Genomic DNA, 21,741 nt, shown 5'->3' with positions numbered 1-21,741 from the left:
TGTATCACTTGGGGAAGCAGATTGATGTCGTTTCACACCATTCACCGCCGTTCGAACCTTTCTCCTAACCTGTTGGCACTGGCTATCTGCATGGCCAGTATCACCACCGTCTCAGCGGAAGAAGCGCTTCAGACAACGTCCGAAAATGCCGCCCCGTCCAGCACTCTAGAGCTCGGCGCCACCGAAATCGGTGCCACTCAACTGGGCAGCACTACGGAAGGTACCGGCTCCTACACCACTGGCCCCATGCAAACCGCGACCAAGCTGCCGCTGACCATGCGTGAGACCCCTCAGGCGGTGACCGTCATCACCCGGCAACGCATGGACGATCAGGCCATGACTAGCATCAACGATGTGGTGAAGGCCACACCAGGCCTGTTTTTGGACTTTTCCAGCGGCCCCGGCCGGCAGACCTACTCGGCGCGTGGTTTCGACATCGATAACCTCATGTATGACGGTATCCCGAGTGGCTACCAAGGTTGGACGGTCGGCGCCCAGCCGAACCTGGCGATGTTCGACCGGGTCGAAATTGTGCGCGGTGCGACCGGGCTGGTCACCGGTGCAGGAAACCCTTCGGCGGCCATCAACCTGATACGCAAGCGGCCCCTCGCCGAGCAGAAGGTCACCTTGACCGGTGCCGCCGGCAGCTGGGACGACTACCGTGGCGAGATCGACGCTTCCAGCCCGCTTAACGACAGTGGCACCTTGCGCGGACGGGTAGTCACTTCGTACCGCGACGCCAACAGCTTCATTGATGATGTCGAGGAAGATCACGGCCTGTTCTACGCGGTCACTGAAGCAGACCTGAGTGATGACACCACCCTGACCCTGGGTTTCTCCCACCAGAAAGACAAGACCAACTACTTCTGGGGCGCCTCGATGATCGGCCTCGACGGCCACCACCTGAACCTGCCGCGCTCGTACAACCCGGGTACCGACTGGGAGAACAAGGATCAGGAGATCAACACCATTTTCGCCGAAGTGCGTCAGCGCCTGGCCAATGACTGGAATCTTCAGGTCAACGCCAACTACTCTGAACAGAACGCGCTGTTCACCGGTTCTTACCAGTCGCGCTGGGTCAACAACACGCTGGCCCGAACCGTCTACCAGTCGGCCCACGATGAAAACCAGGCCGGCGTGGACGCCTTTGTCAGTGGCCCATTCGAAGCGTTCGGGCGGACACACGAGCTGGTGGTGGGTGCCAGCAAGCGCATCTACGACATGACCACCCACAACTACGACCCGTACGACACCAACTGGCCGATCAACGCCGGCAAGCCAAACTTTGTCCACACTGACAATAGCCGCGAAGTCACCACCCAAGACGGCGTGTACATGACCACTCGCCTAAGCCTGGCCGACCCGCTGAAGCTGATCCTTGGCGGACGTCTGGATTGGTATGATTACGACAACCGTGACGGCGATGGAGACTACAAGGTCACCCGCAACGTCACCCGTTATGCAGGCTTGATTTACGACCTGGACGACCATCATTCGGTCTACGTCAGCTACAGCGATATATTCACTCCACAGAGTTCTAAAGACACCTCCGCGACCCCCGTCAAGCCGATTGTCGGCAAGAACTACGAGGTCGGCATCAAAGGCGAATACTTCGACGGTGCGTTGAATGCAAGCCTGGCCTTGTTCCGTGTCGACCAGGAAAACCGCGCAGTGCAGGTGTTCGTGGAAAACTGCCCACAGTCTTCCTGCTATGAGGCCTCAGGCGAGATTCGCAGCCAGGGCATCGACTTTGAATTGCAAGGCGCTCTTACCGAAAATTGGCAGATCGGCGGTGGCTATACCTACGCCCGCGTGCACACCATCAAGGATGACGCCAACCCGCAGACCGTGAACCAGCGCTTTGACACCGATACCCCTGAGCACCTGTTCAAGCTGGCCACCACCTACCGCTTCCAAGGCCAGCTGGAGAAACTGCGCGTCGGCGGCAACGTCTCCTGGCAGAGCCGTATGTACAACGACATCGAGTTGCTCGATGGCAGCAGCTACCGGCTCAAGCAGGGTGCCTACGCCGTTACCGATTTGATGACCGGTTACCAGGTCAACCAGAACCTAGACCTGCAACTCAATGCCAACAATATTTTCGACCGCAAGTACTACTCCTCCATCTCCAACTCCGTTAGCTATGGTGGCGACAGCTACGGTGCCCCGCGCAATTTGATGCTGACCGCCAAGTACAGCTTCTGAGTTATCTAGGCGCCGGGATGCGCCGCGCTGCAAACAGCACAGAAAGGGACGCACGTTAAGCCTGCTCCCTTTCTGTGCGGTGGTCGTAAGTTGAACGTGATTTTTGCCGTCACTACCACTTGAAAGCGGTCGATAACCCCGAACATCACAAAGCCGGATTTCCGCGTCATATCACGCGGTAAATCCCCATGCTCAACACGCAGGAGGCGTTCAGATGACCCTCATTTTGAGGCAAGCCCACGTGACCGATCTTCCTTCGATATACCGGGGAGAGCAGGACTACATTCGGTCTTGGGAGCCCACTCACGAAGATACCTGGCGGCTACAGTTGGAGCGTCACCTCACTCGATGGGTTGAAAACTTCGATCGATTGACGGTTGCGATCATTGACGAGCAGTTTGCCGGTTACTCGTTGTGGACACCCGAACAAGATTACGCGGAGCTCTGCACCATCAACGTCAGCCAGGTCTACAGGCGGAACGGCGTTGGCCTATCGCTGCTCAACGCTTACGCGGCCACCGCTAAGCAAAATGGATTTGCTTATCTGCGTTTAAGCGTGCGACCCGATAATCCAGCCGCACTCATGTACGAGAGAGCAGGCTTCTCATGCATGGGAACCGATTCCCATGGTTACCTCCGGTATGAGCGACTGAGCTGATCAAGGCTGTGATTTGCTCAGTTGCCAGAGTAGGCGACCGTCCACTTTTACCCGTTCTCTGCCGAGTATGGTGCTGGTGAATTCCGAGGCAATCGGTGGTCAGAATGAAAAAAATGAAAAAGGGGACAGATCTATTTTTAGAATAATAAATTCGTCCCGCTCGGCGGCGTCGTTGAGCTTTTTCGAGTCGGATTCGTAGGGGGAAACTGGATCGTTTTCCGGGGGATTGGGCGTCGGTTTGATCATGATGAAACTCCTAGAGAAATGGAGCTGACACCATTCGCTGCGAAACGAAAGTTAGGTGGCAACTGTACGCGGGTTCGCAGACCAGGACTCTAGGAACCTGGCAGACCCGAAGGTCTCCCACGCACAGCCGCCATGACATGAGAGGCAGACCTGACGATCTGCTCAGGGACGGTAGACGATGTGTGCCTAGAGATTACCGGGCTGCGAAACCCGATCACTGATGTGCAGTGACGCGAATCAAGTTACCGAGCAGCCCCAAGACGCACAAGCCGGCGGATTCTGGCGTAACCGTAGGCAACGGCGCAAGGTTTTGTGGCTTTCTGGAAGAAAGCCTGAGGACGCTTAAACACAAACCCACAACGACGTTTAAAACGCCAAACAACGCGCCCGCAGGAGCGAGCCTGCTCGAGATCGAAACAATTGAAAAATGTATTGTCTACGCGTGCATATCAATGTTTTTCGCCCCCTCCTGCTGTTCATTTCATTTGCGAATAGGTTGAAGCTGCCATTACTGCGACGGCCAACACAACCCAGCACTGATTTTCGGCGCCAACGTTTCCTAAAATTGATTACTCAATGTAATAAGTGAAATTCAATTATTGGTCTCTACCATCGCCAGATCTAGCAATAAGATGACTCCATCAAACCATCCCTGCTGGAGCATCCCGTGAAAAAAACCATTATTGCCGCCCTGCTCGCCGCTGCCACTAACTATGCCAATGCCGGCACGGTATTGGTTGTCCTGTCGGATCAGGCTCAACTGGACCTGAAAGACGGTAAGGTCATGCAGACAGGTTTCTTCCTGAACGAATTAATGCAACCGGTGCAGACTTTCATTGCCGCGGGTCAAACCGTTGTATTTGCCACCCCTAGCGGCAAGGCGCCAACGGCGGACGAGAAATCCAATGATGTGAACTTCTGGGGCGGCGATGAAAAGGCCCGTCAGGAAAGTCTCGCGCTGCTGGCCACGCTGAAGCTGACCTCGAAGAGCGACTCGCCGGCAATCAGCTTCGCGCAGGTTCAGAAAATCGGCTACGACAAGTTCGATGCCGTATTCGTGCCTGGCGGCCATGTCCCGATGCAGGATCTGCTGAAGGACAAGCAACTGGGCCAACTGCTGACCAACTTCCATGAAAAAGGCAAAGTCACCGGCTTCACCTGCCATGGCACCATAGCCATGTTGTCGGCGATCCCGGACGCGCGCGGTTTTGTCTCTGCGCTGGAATCGGGCAAGCAGCCGGCAGCGCCAGCCAACTGGATTTACAAGGGCTACAAAGTCACCGCCTTCACCGACGCGGAAGAAGAGCAGGCCAAAGGTTTCCTCGGTGGCGGTCATATGAAACTGTTCCCGCAGGATGGCCTGACGGCAGCCGGTGCGAACTTCTCCGAAGCCAAGCCATGGAGCGAGAACGTGGTCGAGGATCGCGAAGTCATTTCCGGCCAGAACCCACAGTCGGCAAAGGCAGTCGCCGTGGCCATGCTGGCGAAAATGAAGTAATCCCAGCCTGGTTGCAGGTGCTGCGGGTCAATCAGCTTTGGCTCCAGCACCGCCGTCTCTGCCGACACGCTGGAAGCTTGGGCGTCGGAAGACGACGCCCGCATTGTTCGCTCAGGCCCAAAGGCTCGCACCGCACCGGAGAGAAATCGGCCATCGGAACATGAAAGGCCGGGTCAGAAACGACAAATCTCCAATGTAGCGCGCAGTCCTGCAGGGATACGATTCTCTAATCTGATTTGCCCTCCCAAGCGTTCCGCAATCGTCTGAACGATAGCCAGCCCCAAACCTGCACCCTGGTCGTTTCCGCGACTGTAAAAACGCTCGAAAAGTCGCTCGCGATCTTCTTCGTTGATTCCCGGCCCCTCGTCTTCGACGCTGAGTTCGTAGCGATTGTCCTTTTTGCTCAGCCTCACCGTGATCACGCCATGCAGCGGGGAGAAATTCGCCGCATTGGTGACCAGGTTGTTCAAGGCAATATCAATGACAGCGGGGTCTACTCTCACAGGCTGGATGTCGGCGGTGACATCGAAAACCAGTTCGAGCTCCTTGCTCAACAACCAGGGCGTCAACTGAACAAGGCTCTCACGAACGGTGGCAACCAGATCGATCGGCGCGGGTGTTTGCGTGCCTGCCTGGGGTTCGATGCGGGCCATCGTGAGCAATTGATTGACCAGCCGACTGGTACGGTCCACGCCAGCGATGAGGTGTTCAAGTGAGGTGCGACGATCAGCTTCGCTCCCTGCCTCCAGAAGGTTCTGCGCATGGACCCTGAGCACGGCCAGTGGCGTGCGCATTTCGTGGGCGGCGTCAGCGACGAATCGTCGCTCACGCCCCAGCACTTCCTGAATCTGCGCGAGCATTCGGTTGAGCGCTGCCTGCATGGGTTCTAGCTCCGTGGGCAACGGCGTAAATTGCAAGGGCTCGAGCGAGCCAGGGTGCCTGGCCCGTAATGTCGCGGCCATGTTGACCAGCGGCTGCAAGCCCCAGCCAATGGCCAACCAGATCATGGCCGCCAGCATCAGGCTTCCCAGAATATTGGGCCACAACGTATGGCGCACAATTCGGTCGACCAGGTCCGAGCGGACGTCGTCTCTCTCCCCTACCCAGATGCGCAAACCGTTTTGCTTGTCTTCGAGCAGAAAGGCACGCCAGCGGCGATTGCTCAAGTCGACGACATCGCTGAAGCCTGGCGTCCTTGGCGGTGGGTTGAAAGACGGCGCGCTAGCGGTGTGTACCAGTACTTCGTTACTGGCGTTCCAGACTTGAAAGGCAATCTTCGTCTCGTAGGGATGGCCGTCGACCCTTGGCACCGCTTCGCTCAGGGCCTGATTGAAAGCCTGGTACAAATCAGCATGTTCTTTGCCGGTCATGGGCATGCGCATCACGCCTTGCAGCAGCCGGGCGTTCTGGGCCAGTTGTGCGTCATAGACTTCGGCGATTTCGTGGTTGCTGTCGTGCAGGTTGAGCAGGCTGATCACGGCCAGGCCGGCCAGCATCAGGCCGATGATCAGCGTCAGGGTGCGCCGCCTGATCGAAGTCATCCGCGCTCCTCCACCAGATAACCGACACCACGGATGGTGCGGATCAGGTCGGTGGAGAATTTCTTGCGCAAATGATGGATGTGAACTTCCAGCGTGTTGCTTTCGGCTTCCTCGCTCCAGCCGTACAGCAGTTGCATCAAATGGTCGCGAGTCATCACCCGCCCGGGCGGCGAAAGCAGTTCGTGCAGCAGTTGGTATTCCTTGGGCGTCAGGGCCACGGGCTCGCCCTTATAGCTGACTTGCTGAGTGCCGGGATTAAGGCTGATGCCCGCGTGCTCGATCGTCGATTGCGCGCGCCCGGCGCTTCTGCGCAAAAGTGCACGCAAGCGGGCTTTCAATTCCGCCAGGTCAAAAGGCTTGATCAGGTAATCATCGGCCCCGGCATCCAGCCCGGCGATACGGTCTTCGGTGGCATCGCGCGCGGTAAGGATCAGCACCGGCAGGTTGGAGCCACTGTCACGCAAACGCCGCAATACCTGCAGACCGTCCATGCGCGGCAGGCCGAGGTCGAGCACCACCAGATCGAAGGTTTCGCTGAGCAGCGAATGCAATGCGCTGCTGCCGTCCTGCAACCAGTCGACGGTGTAACCCTCGCGACCCAGGGATTGAGATATCCCCTCGCCGAGGGCCACGTCATCCTCTATCAGTAATAAACGCACATGGACTCCTGTCAGCCAAGTTTCTTGTTTATGTCCACCAACAGTGCTTCGATCTCCTTGCGACGCCCGGCATCGGCGGTTTCGCGTCCGGGTCTAGGCGCCGCCAGCAGTGCTTTTTGTAGCGCAGCCTTGGCTTCAACGTAACGCTTTTGACGGTAGAGGTGATCACCCCAGAAGTACAGGCTATCGATACCATTTGGGTTCATGCGCAGGGCCAGTTCGAGTAACTCCCCGGCCTTGTCCGAGTCGCCAAAACCGATGGGCCATCCCGGTACACGATCATACAGCGCGCCGAGGCTGGTGTAGGCTGAGCCTTGCAGCGCTTTGGGGTCAATCGCCAGTGCCTTTTCCAGATCGGCCCTGGCTTCCTTGACCTTGCCCAGCGCCCCCAGCCCTCCCTGGGCACCGGCCCAACTGCTGGTGACGATGCCGGACCAAATCCACGCTTCAGCAACCGATTGGCGCTCCTGAGTGAAGCGTGAGGCTTGTGCAGCGAGCTTTTCGAACGCGGCGGTTCGCTGCCCTTCCGGCACTTCGTACTGAATATGTGCCCAGCTTTGCTGGATATCGTTCAGGCGCTGCTGATCGGCAGCGTCCAGCGCCCAGGCGCCCTGGCTGAAGGCGCCAAGCAGCAGGCATGCGATGATGTATTTCATGGTTTGAGATTCTCCTGGTCTGTTTTCTGGCTCAAGCGGCGGATCAGCGGCAATTGCTTGCGCAAGCCACGGTCCACCAGGTGCGGTAGCAAACTGTTGAGGTGCACGAAAAAACGTTCCGGCCATCCCAGGTACAAGTCGCGACGGTCACCGGCAATGGCATGAATCACCGCGGTCGCCACGGTACGCGGATCGTCGACATTGGCCTTGAGCGCATCGTTCAGCGCCTGGGCTGCCGGACTGTTCATGCTGGTGCGGGTGGCTCGCGGGGCAACGTAGAGGACGCTGACCCGCGTGTCGGCCAGCTCCCGGCGCAGGGCTTCGGAAAACCCGCGCAGGGCAAACTTGCTGGCGCAATAATTGGCGTATCCGGCGTAGCCAATGGAGCCATAGGTCGAACCGACGTTTACCACCATGGCGCTGTCAGCTTGCTTGAGGATCGGCAGCAGGATTTTGGTCAGACAGATCGGCGCGCTGATGTTCACCGCCAACATCGCGTTGATCTCGTTGTCATCGAGTTGTTCGAGCATGGCGAAATGATTGACGCCGGCGGCATTGATCAACAAGTTGATGCCGCCCATGCTTTCGGCTTCTGCCTGTACCTCCCGGCGCTCGGCGGCGACGGTCAGATCGGCGCCTACCCAGCACAGATTATTCGGGTAGCGTTTAAGCAACGCATCCAACGGCTCCCTATGTCGAGCCACCGCCAGCACATGGGCACCACTGGCACAAAGGGCGGTGGCGATGGCCAGGCCGATGCCACCGCTGGCACCGGTCAACACGACTCGAGCTTCAGACAGGCGCATGGCGGTTCTCCCCGTCGCCCGGCAACCCACGGAACATGTCGGCGTATAGCTTATAGACCACTTTCGAAGCATGAATGACGGCGGCCTGGTCATCCGGATCATCCAGGGTGTCCATCAGTCGCCGGTAGGTCTGCATGTGCTCGATATCCAGAGAGCCGTGGGAACTGAGGTAGCTGAAGGCGCTTTCCGGCAGGTCCAGGCGTTCGCGAATGCTGCTGGCGGCGTGGGTGGCCAGGGCAATGCTGGTGCCTTCAAGCACATTGACCATGCCGAACAGTCCTACCGGGTTGTCTCGGGCAATCAGGTCGTAAAGGAAACCGACCATCAATTCGATAGGCAAGGACGGGCGGCCGTCGCGCACGGCATCCCTGTCACCGCCACAAGCCTCAATGTCATCGAGTATCCATTTTTCATGACCGTACTCATCTTCGATGTATTCGCATACCGCTTCACGCAGCCATTCCAGGCGCAATGGCAGGCGTGCACCGCAGGCCATCATCAACGGCACGGTATGACGCACGTGGTAATAGGCCTGCGTCAGAAAGGCCCGGTAGCTTTCGAGGCTGACGTTGCCCTGCAACGCATTGCGAATGATCGGCAGGTTGAACAACGTCAAGCGTTCTTGGTGAGTGGCTTCTTGCAGGGTTTCAAAAAAACTCATGGTGCGGATTCCTCGGAAAATGCAGATTCGCTCAGTTGCGCCCGGTAACGCTCGACGATGGCGTCCCGGCGGGGTCGACCATTGGCTGTCAGCAAGCCATTGGTGGCGGTGAACGGTTGGTTAAGGCGAGTCCAGTGGTGGACCCGGGCGTAATCGGGCAAAGCCTCGTTGGCCTGGGCCACGGCGGCGGCCAGTTGTTCGTCAGTGCAGTCGGGATGATGGGGCCAGAGCAGCGCATGGTTGCGTGGCATGGCTTCGCCGTAGACGAACGCCTGGGCGATATGGCGGCGCTGGGTCAATTCGGCCTCGACCCATTCGGGGTTAACATTGCGCCCGAAACTGGTGACGAATTGATGCTTCTTGCGGCCCTTGATGTATAGAAACCCGTCGGCGTCGAACTCACCGAGATCACCGCTGGGCCACCACTGGGCGGTATTCGGTGCGTCCCCCAGATAGCCCAGCAGGGTCGCACCCTTGATCAACACTTCGCCATCGTCGGCCAGGCAAATCTGCACATGGGACAATGGCCGCCCGACACTGCCGAGACGCCGTGCTTGCGGACGATTGAGACATACCACCGACGCACATTCCGACAACCCGTAACCTTCGTAGACCGCAATGCCCACACGCTCGGCACGCCGCAGCAAGTCTTCGCAAACCCGGGCCCCTCCCACGGCGGCAAAACGCAAATGCCGGGGATCAAAGGCTTTCTGCTCGGCAGCGCTGACCAGCATTAGCAGCAGCTGTGGCACCAGGATCAGACTGTGAGGGCATCGACTGGCCAGGCATCCCAGCAGCAGCGGTACATTCACACCGCTGGCGCCTTGAATACCCAGTGACTCCTGGCTTGGCAGACTCAAGGTGGCACCCGCGTACAACGCGGCATAACAACCAATGTTTTCCAGCAAAATGGCCAACGGCAGCAGGGCCAGGTGGTGTTGCGGATCAGTAGGCTTGCTGGCTTGGTCCAGTTCGCGGGTGACCCGCAGAATACTCTCGGCACTCAAGCACACACCTTTGGGGGTACCTGTCGTGCCCGATGTGAACGTCAGTTTGGCAGTGCCCTCAGGCAAACGGCTCGGGCTGTTGAAAGCGCGACACCAGAACTCGCCACTCTTCTGGTAGCCCGCGGCTTGCAGCTCCTCTTGCAATGAAGGCTCGGCGATCACCCGTTCGGCCTGGCTTTGTTCCAGGCAATGTTGCCGTTGCGCCGGGCTGAAAAACGGCGGCAAGGCCACACAGGTCAAGCCTTCAAACAACGCAGCCAAGTCCCAGAGCATGGCGTCGATGCCATTGCCCAGTGCCAATGCAAGCACTTTGACGTGCTCATCGCGCAAGCGCTGCTGGCGATGAACAACCTCTGCATACAGCGTGGCATAGTCCAGCTTTTGCTGATCGTCCCATAGCGCGGTGGTATTGGATTTTCGCTCGGCATGGTTGCGCAGGGTCAGTTTGAAACGTTCCACTTCAGGCGACATGACAGGCCCCCTCCATGGACGTTGGCAAGCCCAAGCGGCTAAACAGACCTATGTTGCTTAAATGAACGAACCCGGCCCGAATGTTGCCAACGTGGACCCAAGGTTTGCTTTCGTAGTAACTGCCCCAGGCGTGGCGGTCCTCGCCCAGCCGCGCAGGGTCGGCGGCACACAGCGTCACTGGCTTCAAACCCAAGCGATGGAAACTGTTTACCAGCCCCAGGTTTCCAGTAAATGCCACCCACTCAAGACCGCCCATGGCCAGCAGATAAGTCATCGCGATAATGCTCAGCCGAGCACTTCCTGTGCTGCTGGCCGCCAGATTGCCCACCTCGACGATACCCGAACGGACTATGGCCTGATCCGCGGCAGCACTGATCAGCGGATCAATCGCTTCATCCAGATAACCCTCGAGAAACAGCGGTCCGTCGCTTGCCAGACGTACACCCACCACCGCATGCAGCGCGCCGAGCGCATCGCTCATGCCAAACAATTGCGGCATGAAATGGCGAATGTCGGCACCATGGGCCTGGCGAAAACGTTGCTGGATGAAACTTTCGAAGGTGCACCGTTGCGGGTCGTCGGGCAGTGCTCTGACCAGACGCATCTGCGGCGTTTCGGCTTGGCCGAAATGCAGCGGCAACTGAACATTCCAGTTGAAATCGGACATTGAAAGACACCTCCCCCGGATCAATTTGGGAGAAGTATCAAACGCATTTCTTAACGAAGTCTGAAGGTGAAAAAAGTTTGACCAAAATCGTCTTCAGATTGCCTTAAGGCTTGGCGGGCAGTGTGACAGCCGTCGGCTCGATAGCCGAACCCACGCTGTTCAATCGAGTTGACAGTTTATTACCTGCATGAGGCCAAAAATGACTGGCGATAAAACAACACAACGCTACACAAGGCTGTCGATCACTTTGCACTGGCTGATGCTGGCGCTCTTCGTCGGCGTATACGTTTGCATCGAAACCAAGGGATTGTTGCCACGGGGCAACCCTTTAAAGGGTTTGTTTCTCGGGTTGCACGGGCTGTTCGGTCTTGCCATCTTTGCCCTGGTCTGGGTCCGTCTGCTCGGGCGACTGACACCACGCCCACCCATCACGCCAGCGTTGCCCGCCTGGCAAACCGCTATTTCTCACCTGATGCATCTGGCGCTGTATGTCCTGATGATCGCCACGCCATTGCTAGCCTGGCTGATGCTGGCAGCAGGCGGCAAACCGATGCCGTATTTCGGTTTTTTCCTGCCTGCACCGGTGGCGGTCGATCCTGACCTGGCCAAGCAATTGAAGCAATGGCACGAGCTGCTCGGCAGCGCCGGTTATTGGCTGATCGGCCTGCATGCGGCGGCGGGGTTGTTTCATCATTACTACGTGGGCGACAACACATTGACCCGTATGCTGCCAAGGCGTTGATTGCCCTTGAGCCCCGGACATTCAATCAAAATCCGAACGCCTTCGAATTCAACTCCACAAGAGGCCGGGGCAGGTTTTCCACCCACCCCGCCCTTCGCCTAGCCTTTTACGAACGCCAGCAAATCAGCATTGATTGCATCGGCGTGGGTGGTAGGCATTCCGTGCGGGTAGCCCGAGTAAATTTTCAGGGTGCTGTTCTGCAATAGTTTGGCCGACAGGAGCCCGGAGTTTTCGTAGGGCACGATCTGGTCGTCATCACCGTGCATCACCAGCACCGGTATCGTGATGCTCTTGAGATCGTCGGTAAAGTCGGTCTGGGAGAAGGCTACGATTCCGTCGTAATGCGCCTTCGCACAGCCCATCATGCCTTGGCGCCACCAGTTGCGAATGATGCCCTCGGACGGTGTTGCACCCGGGCGGTTGTAACCGTAGAAAGGTCCTGCTGGAACGTCATGGTAGAACTGCGCGCGATTGGCGGTCAGTTGCGCCTGCAAGTCATCGAAAACCGACTTCGGCAAGCCTCCAGGATTGCCTGGGGTCTGAACCATCAACGGTGGTACGGCGCCGATGATTGCGGCCTTCGACACACGGTCTTCGCCATGGCGCGCGATGTAGTGGATGACTTCGCCACCGCCGGTGGAGTGTCCTACATGGACAGCGCCTTGCACCCCAAGATGGTCGACCACGGCCGCGACATCGTCGGCATAGTGATCCATATCGTGCCCGTCCCAAACCTGTGTGGATCGTCCGTGGCCGCGCCGGTCGTGTGCAATGACCCGGTAGCCGTTTGCCAGGAAAAACAGCATCTGCGCATCCCAGTCATCCGCACTGAGTGGCCATCCGTGGTGAAAGAACAGCACCTGGGCATCACGTGGCCCCCAGTCTTTGTAAAAGATCTCAACACCGTCCTGCGTCGTCACATAACCCATGCTCGCATCTCCTGTATGAAATGGAGGTCACGATCGGCATCGTGTCCTGTTGCATCTGCACTGCTTCGCCGCCCAATCACTTCAGGTTTGAAGTCAACTTCAAGGTCAATGGTTTTGCCAGGCGGAATATGAGCATAGGCGAACTGGCAACAATCAGCGGATTGGCGCCTTCAAGACTACCCACGGCCTTTGACGATTGAGGATTCAGGCCTGATCGCAGGATCGGCCCTGCGCTTTTGTCGCGCCTGCTCGCCTTCCACCAGCGCCTGACGCACCAGCGCCCTCGCCGCCCAAGCGGCGCAGTCGAGTGATTCCTCGATGCTTGCACCGCTGATATCACGCACGGCAATCATCGCCTCGGTGCCCATGACGATCGACAGCGCCTGCTTCAGTCGTTTGCGTGCCCGGGGTGAAAGCGTGTCCTTGAGTGAGTCGACGATCGGCTCGATGTAGCTCATCCGCCGGCCTGGCCTTAACGGCTCGTGCGTCTCACTTTCCAGCCACACGGTCATGAAAGAACGCTCCATCACGTGCAGGCCGATTTCGTCCTCGATCAACAGTTTGTTCAACGCGATCGCCGCAAGCCCGACGGCCTTCACCGGATCGTCTCCCGGCTGCCAGAAATGCTCCAGCGGCTTCATCTCACGATCGGCCGCGGTCTCACTGATCAGGGCCTCCATGGAAGGAAAATAGCGATAGGCCGTGGCGCGCGAGACCATTGCGCGCTCGGCCACCTGTGCGACTGTCGGGTTATGGCCCTCGTCGCGCATGGCAATGGCGGCATCGATCAGCGCTTGGCGCGTGCGATGTTTCTGGTTGGCGCGGCCTTGGGAATCGATGTCGCTGACGGACGGGCTTGACTTCGGTTTCGGCATGGAATAAATGATACTCCGTCTATTCATGAGACTAGAGTCTCATAATAGGCAGAAGGCACGGGATATGCCAACAACCCCGAGCACGGCACGACCGCTGCGCCGGGCAGAACGACTTCACATCGATATCCGGCAACTGAGCGCGCCTCAGGCGCGCATGAGGTGAGTGTCATGAATTTCAATCCCCGTTCGCGGACCTGGTTTCGGCTGGCTGCTCTCTATTTTGCCTTTGGCGTGTTGATGGGTGTGACAATGGGCGCAACCGGCGACCACTCGCTCTTCGCGGTACATGCCCATGTCAATTTGTTGGGATGGGTGTCAATGGCCCTGTTCGGGCTCATCGGTGCGATGCACCCCTCAATGACTGAAGGACGCATTGCTGCAGCGCAATTGTGGACCTACAACGTCGGCGTGCCGGTGATGCTCGGCGCATTGACCCTGCGCCTCAAGGGCTTCGCCGCAGTGGAGCCGTTGATTGCCATCGCCTCGGTGCTGATTGGCTGCAGCGTGCTGCTTTTTGTCTGGCTGGTGTTCTCGCGAGTGGGTGTATCGGCCCAGCACCCAAATCAGGTTGCGGCCAGCCCACCATCAATCAGGTAGATGGCGAAAGAAAACGTCACGATCGACAGCACCGTACTGACCAGGATGGAAGTCGCGGCTTCACTCTGATAGGCGCCGGTCTGGTTGGCGAACATCGCCGGGATCGTCGCCGACGGAAGCGCGCAGAGCAGGATCATTTGTTGGGCGTAGAGCCCATGGGTGCCGAGCATCACAGTGGCAGCGAACATCAACACCGGGTGAATGAGCAGCTTGAGTCCAAGATTGCCCCAGACTTCACCCGACATCTTCAGTTTTTCGGAGGACATGATCAGTCCCAGGCACAGCAGTGACACCCCAGGTGTCGCCTTGCCGAGCAGATTGAGTGACTCCGCAGCAATTGGCGGCAGTTTGAACTGCAGCAGCGAGATCAGGATGCCAAGGGCTGGCGCCCACATCAGCGGACGGCGTACCGCTCCCGAGAGGCTCGATACGAACGCCTGGGTGCCGCTACCTTTTCCATCGGCGATGGTGAGCAGCATGGTGGTCAGCGGGATCATTACCAGGCTCGCAACCAGGTTCAGCACGAGCACTGAATAAATGCTCCCGGCGCCGTACATCGTCGCGAGGATGGGAATGCCCATGAACGCTGCATCCGGATAACCGTTGACGAAGCCCTTGAGCGTTGCAACCTTGAGGTTGCGCGTGGTGAACCAGCCGATCGCCAGCGCTATGGCGTACATGCCCATGATGCCGATAAACGTCGCCACGACAAATTTGAAGTCGAACAGCTGTTCACGAGGCGTGCTCGCCATCCCGACAAACAGCAGCGCCGGGAATATCCAGCCCAGCACCAGCCGGCTGATCAGCAGGCTGTCCGAATGGGTAAGCCGCCCGCGCTTGCCGGCGATATAGCCGAGCGCGATCACAAAGGCGACGGGCAAAATCGGCCCTACGATTCTGTCTAACATGTGCTCAATCCTCGTATTTGTTTTTATCAAGAATGTCGTCGTGACTGATCGCGGCCGACACGGCTACAGCCGTATGAGCGTCGATCCATCGTGGCAATGACCCGGCGGTCCTTGCGATCAGGGTTTGAAGCGATAGTCGCGGATGACGTCCTGGTCCGGTTCGATTCCGAGCCCCGGCCCCTGCGGCACGTCGATGCGGCCGTTACGCGGAATAATGGCGTCGCCATAGAGTTGCGCTTCGAGATCGAAGTAACGCCATTCGACCAGTGACTTCGCACCGCCGAGAGCGGCACTGCCATGCACGGCGGCCAGCAGGCCGGGGCCGTCATAGAAGGCGTGGACCATTACCGTGACGCCGTGGGCATTGGCCAGCGCATAAACTTTTTGCAGTTCGGTGATGCCACCCATTTTTGCCGGGCTCGGCTGGATGAAGTCGACCGCACCCGCCTCCAGCAGATGCTGGAAGTCCATCAGCGTCGAAGCATTCTCACCGGCCGCAACCGGGATGCCGCCGTGCTGACGAACCCTCGCCAGCCCCGAATAATCTTCCGGCGGCCACACCGGTTCTTCGATCCAGCGCAGGTTCAACGGGCGAAGTTTCTCGGTCATATCGAGCGCTTCGCGCACCGACCACGGGGCGTTCACGTCGAGGGTAACTTCCACACCGGGGCCTGCGGCTTCGCATGCGGCGCGGATGACATCGGCATCCACCTCATGCAATTTCAGATGACGGAAACCGCTGTTCACCGCACGCTGCACATTGATCCTGATCAGCTCAGGGTCGGCATAGCGGATCAAGCTTGCATACGCCGCCAGCGAAGTGGCCTCGCTGCCCCCCAGCAGTTGGTAAATCGGTTGACCGGCCGCTTTGCCGGCGATATCCCACAAGGCGATATCAATCGCCGACAAGCCATAAATGAACGCACCACTGCGACCGAAGACGTGAAACTTTCTCTGCAAGTCGCCCTGCAATTTCTCGCGTCGCGTGACATCCGCGCCGATCAGCTCAGGCGCGAGGATTGTGTCGATCACGATTTTCACTGCTGGTATTGCGGTGAAGCCGAAGGTTTCACCCCAGCCGACGATACCGTCATCCGTGGTGACTTTAACCACGAGGGAATCGACCATCTGAAGATCTTTCGGGCCCCATACGCCCCCGGCCGATTTGCCCCCCGTGGTGAAGGGAATTCGAAGCGGAATGGTTTCAATGCTGGCAATTTTCATAAGGCTGCGCCTCGGGCAGGTTGCAAGAGTGGCGCGGCGAGTTTTGGAGTTCGTCCGCGTCAGGGTTGAGAACAACGTATATGACGTCCTGTTGTCCCTCAACTGAACAACCAGCGCTTTTTCACACGCACTCACAAATAACAACATAACTTATTGTTTTAATTGGTTTTAATGATTGATGTCGTTGGCGTATTTCAGTTGTTACTGACTGGAACAAGTCTTCTCATGTAGATTAAGAAGACAAGTGAAAGGGATGAATGAGCATGAGTGAAATGAATGTGCAACCCGTCGCGCGGCGACCTCATCTTGCCGAGCACATTGCCCGCTCGTTGAGCGACGAGATCGCTTCTGGACGCCTGCGGCCGGGAGACCGTTTGCCGACGGAACAATTTCTCTCGCAGAACTTCGGCGTCAGCAGGAATGTCGTTCGCGAAGGGATCGCGACGCTTCGTGCTCAAGGGCTGATCCAGTCGCGCCAGGGCGTTGGCGTCTTTGTCTCGGCCGCGGCACACTCGCCGCAGCCTTCACCTCAGCGCGAGCGCGCGCCGTTGCTGGACGGCGATAATACGATCCGCAATATGTTCGAAGTGCGCGCCGTACTGGAAAGCCAGGCTGCTGCACTCGCGGCGTCGCACATGACCCCACACAAGCTGAAAACGATCCAGGCTGCCGTTCTGCGGATGCAATATGAAGGCGAACCGACGCTGGAGACGGTCAATGCCGACCTCGACTTCCATCGAGCTGTGGCCGCAGCATCGGGCAACGACTATCTGGAGACGATGATTCGTACCGTGCTCGAGCCGATGCGGGCTCTGATCACCATGAACTTCGCTCGGCGGGGCCCGGTGTTCAGCAATATTCCGCATGCGGCACGCGGTGAGCATGAAGACCTTGTGCAGGCGATGACCGACCGCAATGCGGCGGCGGCACGCCAGATCATGGGGCAGCACATCGTCAACGCCGCCTCACGATTCGGCTACGAAATTGATTTCTTTTAATGTGGACGGCCGGACGGCGGTTGTTTCGTTGTCCTACAAGAACAACATCCGAGAGCGCAGGTGCATTTGCCGGGTTCATCACAGTTGCGTCGCAGATATCAACTGAGAATCGACTCGCGACTTGCGAGCCACTATTGCGCTGCGACGCTTGAGTTCGGCACGTCACTGTCGAACACGACGACCAGCTTCGGATCGGACTCGATGGCAGTAACCACTTCGTTCAACTGCGGCATGGTTTCCGGCCCATAGATGTTGTAGGGCGGGTTGTGGAAAGTGACCCGCCAGTATTGAGGCGTGACCCGCGTGAGCTTGATTTCCTGTTTGACCGCGCTGGTGGGCGATGCTTTGTCGATTGCCGAGGGGGCGGCTTCACCAGCGAGCGCCGCGCCTGTCGTCGCCAAACTGGCGAATATCAGTGCAGCCGGTTTTCCACCCGCCCCGCCCTTCGCCGCCTCGTGATCGTCAATCCTGAGGGCACGCAACACCCTATCGAGCGCGTTGTCACGGCCGATGCATCGAGTCAGACGCACTGAACCGCCCTGCGTGCATCGTTGTACGACGGCCGCAAAGTGTCGTAGGGCGGCAGCATCATCCTGGTGGCCGCGAAGAAGCCCTGACAATAGACAGGGCGCATTTTGGAAAAGGTCTGAAAGCCTTCGTAACCGTGGTAATGGCCCATACCGCTGGCGCCGACGCCGCCGAAGGGCATGTCGTGCTGAGCCACGTGCAGTAGCGCGGTATCGGTGATTCGCAATAGCGACGACGGTTGAGATTTCTCCAGCCATCCGCCCCCCACCAAGATCGCTAACCTTTCATTCGGACAACTGACGGCGCCTGGATCCCGGCGACATGGAAAACCAGCGCTGGCAAGCGCGATTGAACACGCTCTGCTCGCTATAACCGAGCAGACCGGCAACCTGGGACATCGGCATGTGCCGCTCCGCCAGATAGTGATCGGCACGGTCACGCCGCAGGCTCTCGACTATTTCATCGAAGGTTCTCCCCTGCTCGGCCAGCCTTCGCTGCAACATACGCACGTGCATACCCAGTTGCTCGGCAATCAATGGCAAACGGCAACGCTGGATCGGCATCATGCGCAACACCAGGCGCTCGACCTGACTGACAACATCCGACGTCGCTTGCAAGTCGAACTGCTGGAAATACTGTTCCAGTGCACGATGCAGGTAGGGGGCCTGCTGTTCAATCCGTTGATTGAGTTGTTCGTCACGAAGCACCAGGGCGTTGCAGGTTTGACCGGTGCGCACCGTAGTTTTGAAATAGCGCCGGTAGCGTGCTTGAGCCACTGGGTGATGGGCGGAAAACAGAACGGCCTGGGCAACGAAGTTGTCGCCATACAGTAACTTCATACCGTTATGCGCCACCCCCATTGCCAGCTCCACCATTTGCCTTCGCGGGGCCGGTCCGGTCAGACGGATGTCGATCAACAGACGCGGCGCCTGGTTCTCGCTGAGATCCAGATCAAGCTGGATGCCCGGGCTGTGGTAGCCGATAAAACGGATAATCTGCTCCAACGCCTCCCCCGCCGTTGCGCACGTTCGAGCAATGACCGCAATCGGCCCCAAGACGTGCAAGTCCTGGTACTCAGCCATGCGCAGACCAAAGTCAGGGCAATCCAGCTCTCGTGCGGCAAACTCCAGCAGCCCGACCAGCGAACGCAACGGTACCCGTGCTTCCTCGTCCATCAGCACGTCCGGATGGATGCGAAAGCGCTCGAGCATGAGGTCCGCTTGCCCGCCGAGTTGGCTTGCCACCTCACGAAATCCGGTAAACGAACTTGTTCTGATCAATGTAGTCATGTCGTCAAAGATCAAATAAATGGCATGAGAGGTCAATAATTATCTAGCGCGTCCAGCCAACAATCGGTCCCAGGTAACTTTGTTGCTTCCTGGTGAAGCAGCCCCTGTTCGCTCGCTCGGGATCATTGTGTGATGGAATTCGACTACGTAATCATTGGTGCCGGCTCAGCCGGCTGTGTCCTGGCCAACCGCTTGAGTGCAAATCCCGATATCACGGTATGTTTGCTGGAGGCCGGTCCGGAAGACCGCTCGCCACTGATCCATGCCCCGGTGGGCGTCGCGGCGATCCTGCCGAGCCGACACGTCAATTGGGCATTTCACACAGTACCGCAACCCGGCTTGAACGGACGTCGCGGCTACCAGCCACGCGGCAAGGTACTGGGCGGAAGCAGTTCGATCAACGGCATGGTGTATATCCGTGGCCACCAAAGTGACTTCGACGATTGGCAAGCGCAAGGTAATCCCGGCTGGTCGTTCGCCGATGTACTGCCGTATTTTCGCAAGAGTGAAATGAGCCACCGTGGCGCATGCGACTACCACGGAGCGCAAGGCGAACTCTATGTCGGCAGGAACCCGATGCACCCCGTCACGCAAGCTTTCATCGAGGCCGGGCAGAAGGCCGGACACAGGCACAATCCCGATTTCAATGGCGTCGACCAGGAAGGCGTTGGCCAGTTTGATGTGACGATCCGCAACGGTCGGCGCTGGAGCACGGCCACCGCCTTCCTCAAACCGGTTCGACACCTGCGCAAGAACCTGACGGTGCTGACTTCGGCTGCTGCCGAACGCATTGTGCTCGAAGGCAAAAAAGCCGTCGGTGTCGAGCTGCGCCTGAAGGGCAATCGCCAGACCATAAAAGCTCGCCGGGAAGTCTTGCTCAGTGCCGGTTGTTTCGGCAGCCCACAATTGCTGATGCTCTCGGGGATTGGCCCGCAAGAGGAGCTCAAACCCCAAGGCATTAAGGTGCAGCACGAATTGCCCGGTGTCGGAAGAAACCTGCAGGACCATCCCGATGTCGTGCTCAGCTACAAGAGTCCGGATACGTCATTGATGGGTGTCTCACTGCGCGGCAGTGTCAAGATGGGCAAGGCATTGATCGACTATGCCAGACATCGGCGTGGCCCTTTTGTGAGCAACTTCGCCGAAGGTGGCGGCTTCCTGAAAACCGATGCCAAACTTGCACGCCCGGATATCCAGCTGCATTCAGTGATCGCGATGATCGACGACCACAACCGCAAGCTGCACTGGGGTCACGGCTTCAGCTGCCACGTCTGCGTATTGCGGCCCAAGAGCATCGGCAGCGTCGGCTTGCAATCGAATGACCCGAGCGCCCCTCCGCGCATCGACCCGAACATTCTCGGGCATGACGATGATGTCGAGACCCTGCTCACAGGCTACCGTATGGCCAGGAACATCATTCATCAAGCACCGATGGCGCGTTATGGCTTGAAGGACATGTTCAGCGCGGGCTTGTACGGCGATGAACAGCTGATCGAACTGTTGCGCCAGCGTACTGACACCATCTATCACCCGGTCGGTACCTGCAAGATGGGCAACGACGAACATGCGGTAGTGGACAGCCAATTGCGCGTGCATGGCATCGAGGGACTAAGGGTGGTGGATGCCTCGATCATGCCGACGCTGGTGGGCGGCAACACCAACGCCGCTTCAATCATGATTGCCGAACGCGCGGCGGACTGGGTGTTCGCGAGTGCGTGATCCTGCTGTCGAATCGACCTTCGGCGTTGCTGCTGAAGGTCATCGGTTTCGGCACAAACGTTGCGAACAGTGCGGCAGTGATTTGAGGTGATTTGTTGCTGATCAGCTAAGGTAAGTCGATCAAACACGTGTTTGGGCAGATCATCCATGAACGCCTACTTCACCTTGTTCTTCGGCATGTTCACTACCCTGCTGGCAATCATCAATCCACTGGAAGCCATTCCGGTATTCCTGGGTCTGCTGCAGGACAAAGACGCTGCGGAACAGCGCCGCGTAGCACGCAAAGCCTGCCTTTACGCGCTGCTGTTGATGTTTTTCTTTTTGATTTTCGGCAACCTGCTGCTGCGTTTGTTCGAAGTTCCGCTGAGTATGATCCGGGTGGTCGGCGGGGTGATCCTGATGCGGATCGGCTTCGAGCTTTTTGCGCCCTCGCCCAACAGCAGCCTGATTCCAAGCGGTGGCAAAGGCGACGAGGACGTCTCCTTCATACCCATGGCCATGCCGATCATGTTCGGCCCCGGCGCCATCGCGACGGTGATTGGCCTGACCAGCACCATCAAGGACTCCGACCGCGTCATGCTGTCCTTTGCTGTCGTGGCATTGGCGATCTGCGCGACCATGCTGGTCACTTACCTCTCTTTGGCCTACGCCAACACCATCCTCAAGAAGATTGGCCCCCAAGGCATCGACGCCGCGACCCGCATCGTCGGCTTTTTCGTTTCGGCGATGGGTGTGGGTCTGATCTTTCACGGGACGGTGGAGTTTCTGCAGTCTTATGGGGTTCTGCTTCACGCCGTGGCGAAATAGGGCATCTGCTATCGTTCATTTCGTATCTTCCGGAGCGCAACTGTTCTGAG

Annotated in this window: 22 protein-coding genes and 1 pseudogene; 8 read left to right on the top strand and 15 right to left on the bottom strand. The window is 58.2% G+C overall.

The annotated features are described in order from the left end of the window. Positions 1 to 24: 24 nt before the first annotated feature. A complete protein-coding gene (locus tag D8U18_RS24460) occupies positions 25 to 2,205 on the top strand; it encodes a TonB-dependent siderophore receptor (RefSeq protein WP_056853330.1) in 2,181 nt (726 codons plus the stop codon). Positions 2,206 to 2,419: 214 nt separating this feature from the next. Beyond that, positions 2,420 to 2,863, top strand: coding sequence for a GNAT family N-acetyltransferase (locus D8U18_RS24455; RefSeq protein ID WP_131108716.1), 444 nt, complete (start codon positions 2,420 to 2,422; stop codon positions 2,861 to 2,863). 99 nt (positions 2,864 to 2,962) lie between these two features. Here the strand turns inward: D8U18_RS24455 and D8U18_RS28815 are convergent, their stop codons facing one another. Beyond that, complete coding sequence (locus D8U18_RS28815; protein ID WP_177434465.1) at positions 2,963 to 3,109, bottom strand: hypothetical protein; 147 nt, start codon at positions 3,107 to 3,109, stop codon at positions 2,963 to 2,965. A gap of 667 nt (positions 3,110 to 3,776) precedes the next feature. On the opposite strand from D8U18_RS28815, the gene D8U18_RS24450 reads away from it, so the two are divergent. Beyond that, on the top strand, positions 3,777 to 4,607 hold the full coding sequence (locus tag D8U18_RS24450; protein ID WP_130904647.1) for a type 1 glutamine amidotransferase domain-containing protein: 831 nt from the start codon (positions 3,777 to 3,779) through the stop codon (positions 4,605 to 4,607). A gap of 173 nt (positions 4,608 to 4,780) precedes the next feature. Here D8U18_RS24450 and D8U18_RS24445 read toward each other — a convergent pair whose 3' ends face one another. From D8U18_RS24445 to D8U18_RS24415, 7 genes are read right to left on the bottom strand one after another with little or no spacing between them, the layout of a single operon-like run. Further along, positions 4,781 to 6,148 (bottom strand): ATP-binding protein, encoded by a 1,368-nt coding sequence (locus D8U18_RS24445; RefSeq protein WP_130906627.1) that lies wholly within the window; start codon positions 6,146 to 6,148, stop codon positions 4,781 to 4,783. Further along, positions 6,145 to 6,807, bottom strand: coding sequence for a response regulator (locus D8U18_RS24440; RefSeq protein WP_056853326.1), 663 nt, complete (start codon positions 6,805 to 6,807; stop codon positions 6,145 to 6,147). The genes D8U18_RS24445 and D8U18_RS24440 overlap by 4 nt, the downstream gene beginning before the upstream one ends. 11 nt (positions 6,808 to 6,818) lie before the next feature. Continuing rightward, a complete protein-coding gene (locus tag D8U18_RS24435; protein WP_130906628.1) occupies positions 6,819 to 7,463 on the bottom strand; it encodes a tetratricopeptide repeat protein in 645 nt (214 codons plus the stop codon). Further along, positions 7,460 to 8,269: an SDR family oxidoreductase gene (locus D8U18_RS24430; protein ID WP_131108714.1), complete on the bottom strand. Its 810-nt coding sequence runs from the start codon at positions 8,267 to 8,269 to the stop codon at positions 7,460 to 7,462. Before D8U18_RS24430 ends, D8U18_RS24435 begins: the two co-directional genes overlap by 4 nt. Continuing rightward, positions 8,256 to 8,930: an iron-containing redox enzyme family protein gene (locus tag D8U18_RS24425; protein ID WP_130904643.1), complete on the bottom strand. Its 675-nt coding sequence runs from the start codon at positions 8,928 to 8,930 to the stop codon at positions 8,256 to 8,258. The genes D8U18_RS24430 and D8U18_RS24425 overlap by 14 nt, the downstream gene beginning before the upstream one ends. Further along, positions 8,927 to 10,408 carry an AMP-binding protein gene (locus D8U18_RS24420; RefSeq protein ID WP_131108713.1) on the bottom strand — a complete coding sequence of 494 codons (1,482 nt, stop codon included), beginning with the start codon at positions 10,406 to 10,408 and terminating at the stop codon, positions 8,927 to 8,929. Before D8U18_RS24420 ends, D8U18_RS24425 begins: the two co-directional genes overlap by 4 nt. Next, positions 10,398 to 11,075 (bottom strand): thermostable hemolysin, encoded by a 678-nt coding sequence (locus tag D8U18_RS24415; protein WP_131108711.1) that lies wholly within the window; start codon positions 11,073 to 11,075, stop codon positions 10,398 to 10,400. Before D8U18_RS24415 ends, D8U18_RS24420 begins: the two co-directional genes overlap by 11 nt. 199 nt (positions 11,076 to 11,274) lie before the next feature. Here D8U18_RS24415 and D8U18_RS24410 point away from each other — a divergent pair, with 199 nt between their 5' ends. Beyond that, complete coding sequence (locus tag D8U18_RS24410; protein WP_056853320.1) at positions 11,275 to 11,817, top strand: cytochrome b; 543 nt, start codon at positions 11,275 to 11,277, stop codon at positions 11,815 to 11,817. A 98-nt stretch (positions 11,818 to 11,915) separates the two neighbouring features. Here the strand turns inward: D8U18_RS24410 and D8U18_RS24405 are convergent, their stop codons facing one another. Continuing rightward, positions 11,916 to 12,746, bottom strand: coding sequence for an alpha/beta hydrolase (locus D8U18_RS24405; RefSeq protein WP_056853319.1), 831 nt, complete (start codon positions 12,744 to 12,746; stop codon positions 11,916 to 11,918). A gap of 176 nt (positions 12,747 to 12,922) precedes the next feature. Next, positions 12,923 to 13,621, bottom strand: coding sequence for a TetR/AcrR family transcriptional regulator (locus tag D8U18_RS24400; protein ID WP_130906631.1), 699 nt, complete (start codon positions 13,619 to 13,621; stop codon positions 12,923 to 12,925). A 168-nt stretch (positions 13,622 to 13,789) separates the two neighbouring features. On the opposite strand from D8U18_RS24400, the gene D8U18_RS24395 reads away from it, so the two are divergent. Next, positions 13,790 to 14,218 carry a hypothetical protein gene (locus D8U18_RS24395; protein ID WP_056853317.1) on the top strand — a complete coding sequence of 143 codons (429 nt, stop codon included), beginning with the start codon at positions 13,790 to 13,792 and terminating at the stop codon, positions 14,216 to 14,218. On the opposite strand, the gene D8U18_RS24390 is transcribed toward D8U18_RS24395, so the two are convergent. Together D8U18_RS24390 and D8U18_RS24385 are read right to left on the bottom strand one after the other, a co-directional pair. Then, the gene (locus D8U18_RS24390; RefSeq protein ID WP_241664352.1) at positions 14,185 to 15,156 is read right to left on the bottom strand and encodes an AEC family transporter; all 972 of its coding nucleotides are present in this window, start codon (positions 15,154 to 15,156) and stop codon (positions 14,185 to 14,187) included. The two genes, D8U18_RS24395 and D8U18_RS24390, sit on opposite strands and share 34 nt — an antisense overlap. 87 nt (positions 15,157 to 15,243) lie before the next feature. Then, entirely contained in the window at positions 15,244 to 16,254 is a 1,011-nt protein-coding gene (locus D8U18_RS24385) for a mandelate racemase/muconate lactonizing enzyme family protein (RefSeq protein WP_206663171.1), read from the bottom strand. 359 nt (positions 16,255 to 16,613) lie between these two features. Between D8U18_RS24385 and D8U18_RS24380 the strand changes: the two genes are divergently transcribed. Then, a complete protein-coding gene (locus D8U18_RS24380) occupies positions 16,614 to 17,348 on the top strand; it encodes a FadR/GntR family transcriptional regulator (protein WP_056853314.1) in 735 nt (244 codons plus the stop codon). 131 nt (positions 17,349 to 17,479) lie between these two features. Here the strand turns inward: D8U18_RS24380 and D8U18_RS24375 are convergent, their stop codons facing one another. From D8U18_RS24375 to D8U18_RS24365, 3 genes and pseudogenes are all read right to left on the bottom strand, one after another. Continuing rightward, a complete protein-coding gene (locus tag D8U18_RS24375; protein WP_241664351.1) occupies positions 17,480 to 17,878 on the bottom strand; it encodes a hypothetical protein in 399 nt (132 codons plus the stop codon). Continuing rightward, positions 17,869 to 18,081 (bottom strand): annotated as a pseudogene (locus D8U18_RS29130) (hypothetical protein); the annotation flags it as partial. The gene D8U18_RS24375 and the pseudogene D8U18_RS29130, both read right to left, overlap by 10 nt. A gap of 79 nt (positions 18,082 to 18,160) precedes the next feature. Beyond that, positions 18,161 to 19,120 (bottom strand): AraC family transcriptional regulator, encoded by a 960-nt coding sequence (locus D8U18_RS24365; protein ID WP_241664350.1) that lies wholly within the window; start codon positions 19,118 to 19,120, stop codon positions 18,161 to 18,163. Between the two features lie 177 nt (positions 19,121 to 19,297). Between D8U18_RS24365 and D8U18_RS24360 the strand changes: the two genes are divergently transcribed. Together D8U18_RS24360 and D8U18_RS24355 are read left to right on the top strand one after the other, a co-directional pair. Then, positions 19,298 to 20,884 carry a choline dehydrogenase gene (locus D8U18_RS24360; RefSeq protein WP_131108707.1) on the top strand — a complete coding sequence of 529 codons (1,587 nt, stop codon included), beginning with the start codon at positions 19,298 to 19,300 and terminating at the stop codon, positions 20,882 to 20,884. A gap of 147 nt (positions 20,885 to 21,031) precedes the next feature. Beyond that, the gene (locus tag D8U18_RS24355) at positions 21,032 to 21,691 is read left to right on the top strand and encodes a MarC family protein (protein ID WP_131108705.1); all 660 of its coding nucleotides are present in this window, start codon (positions 21,032 to 21,034) and stop codon (positions 21,689 to 21,691) included. Positions 21,692 to 21,741 lie beyond the last annotated feature (50 nt).

The organism is Pseudomonas sp. Sample_10, assembly GCF_004321495.1.
Taxonomy (GTDB): domain Bacteria; phylum Pseudomonadota; class Gammaproteobacteria; order Pseudomonadales; family Pseudomonadaceae; genus Aquipseudomonas.
The sequence above is the reverse complement of the archived record's forward strand: the minus strand, read 5'-3'. Positions and strand labels throughout refer to the sequence as shown.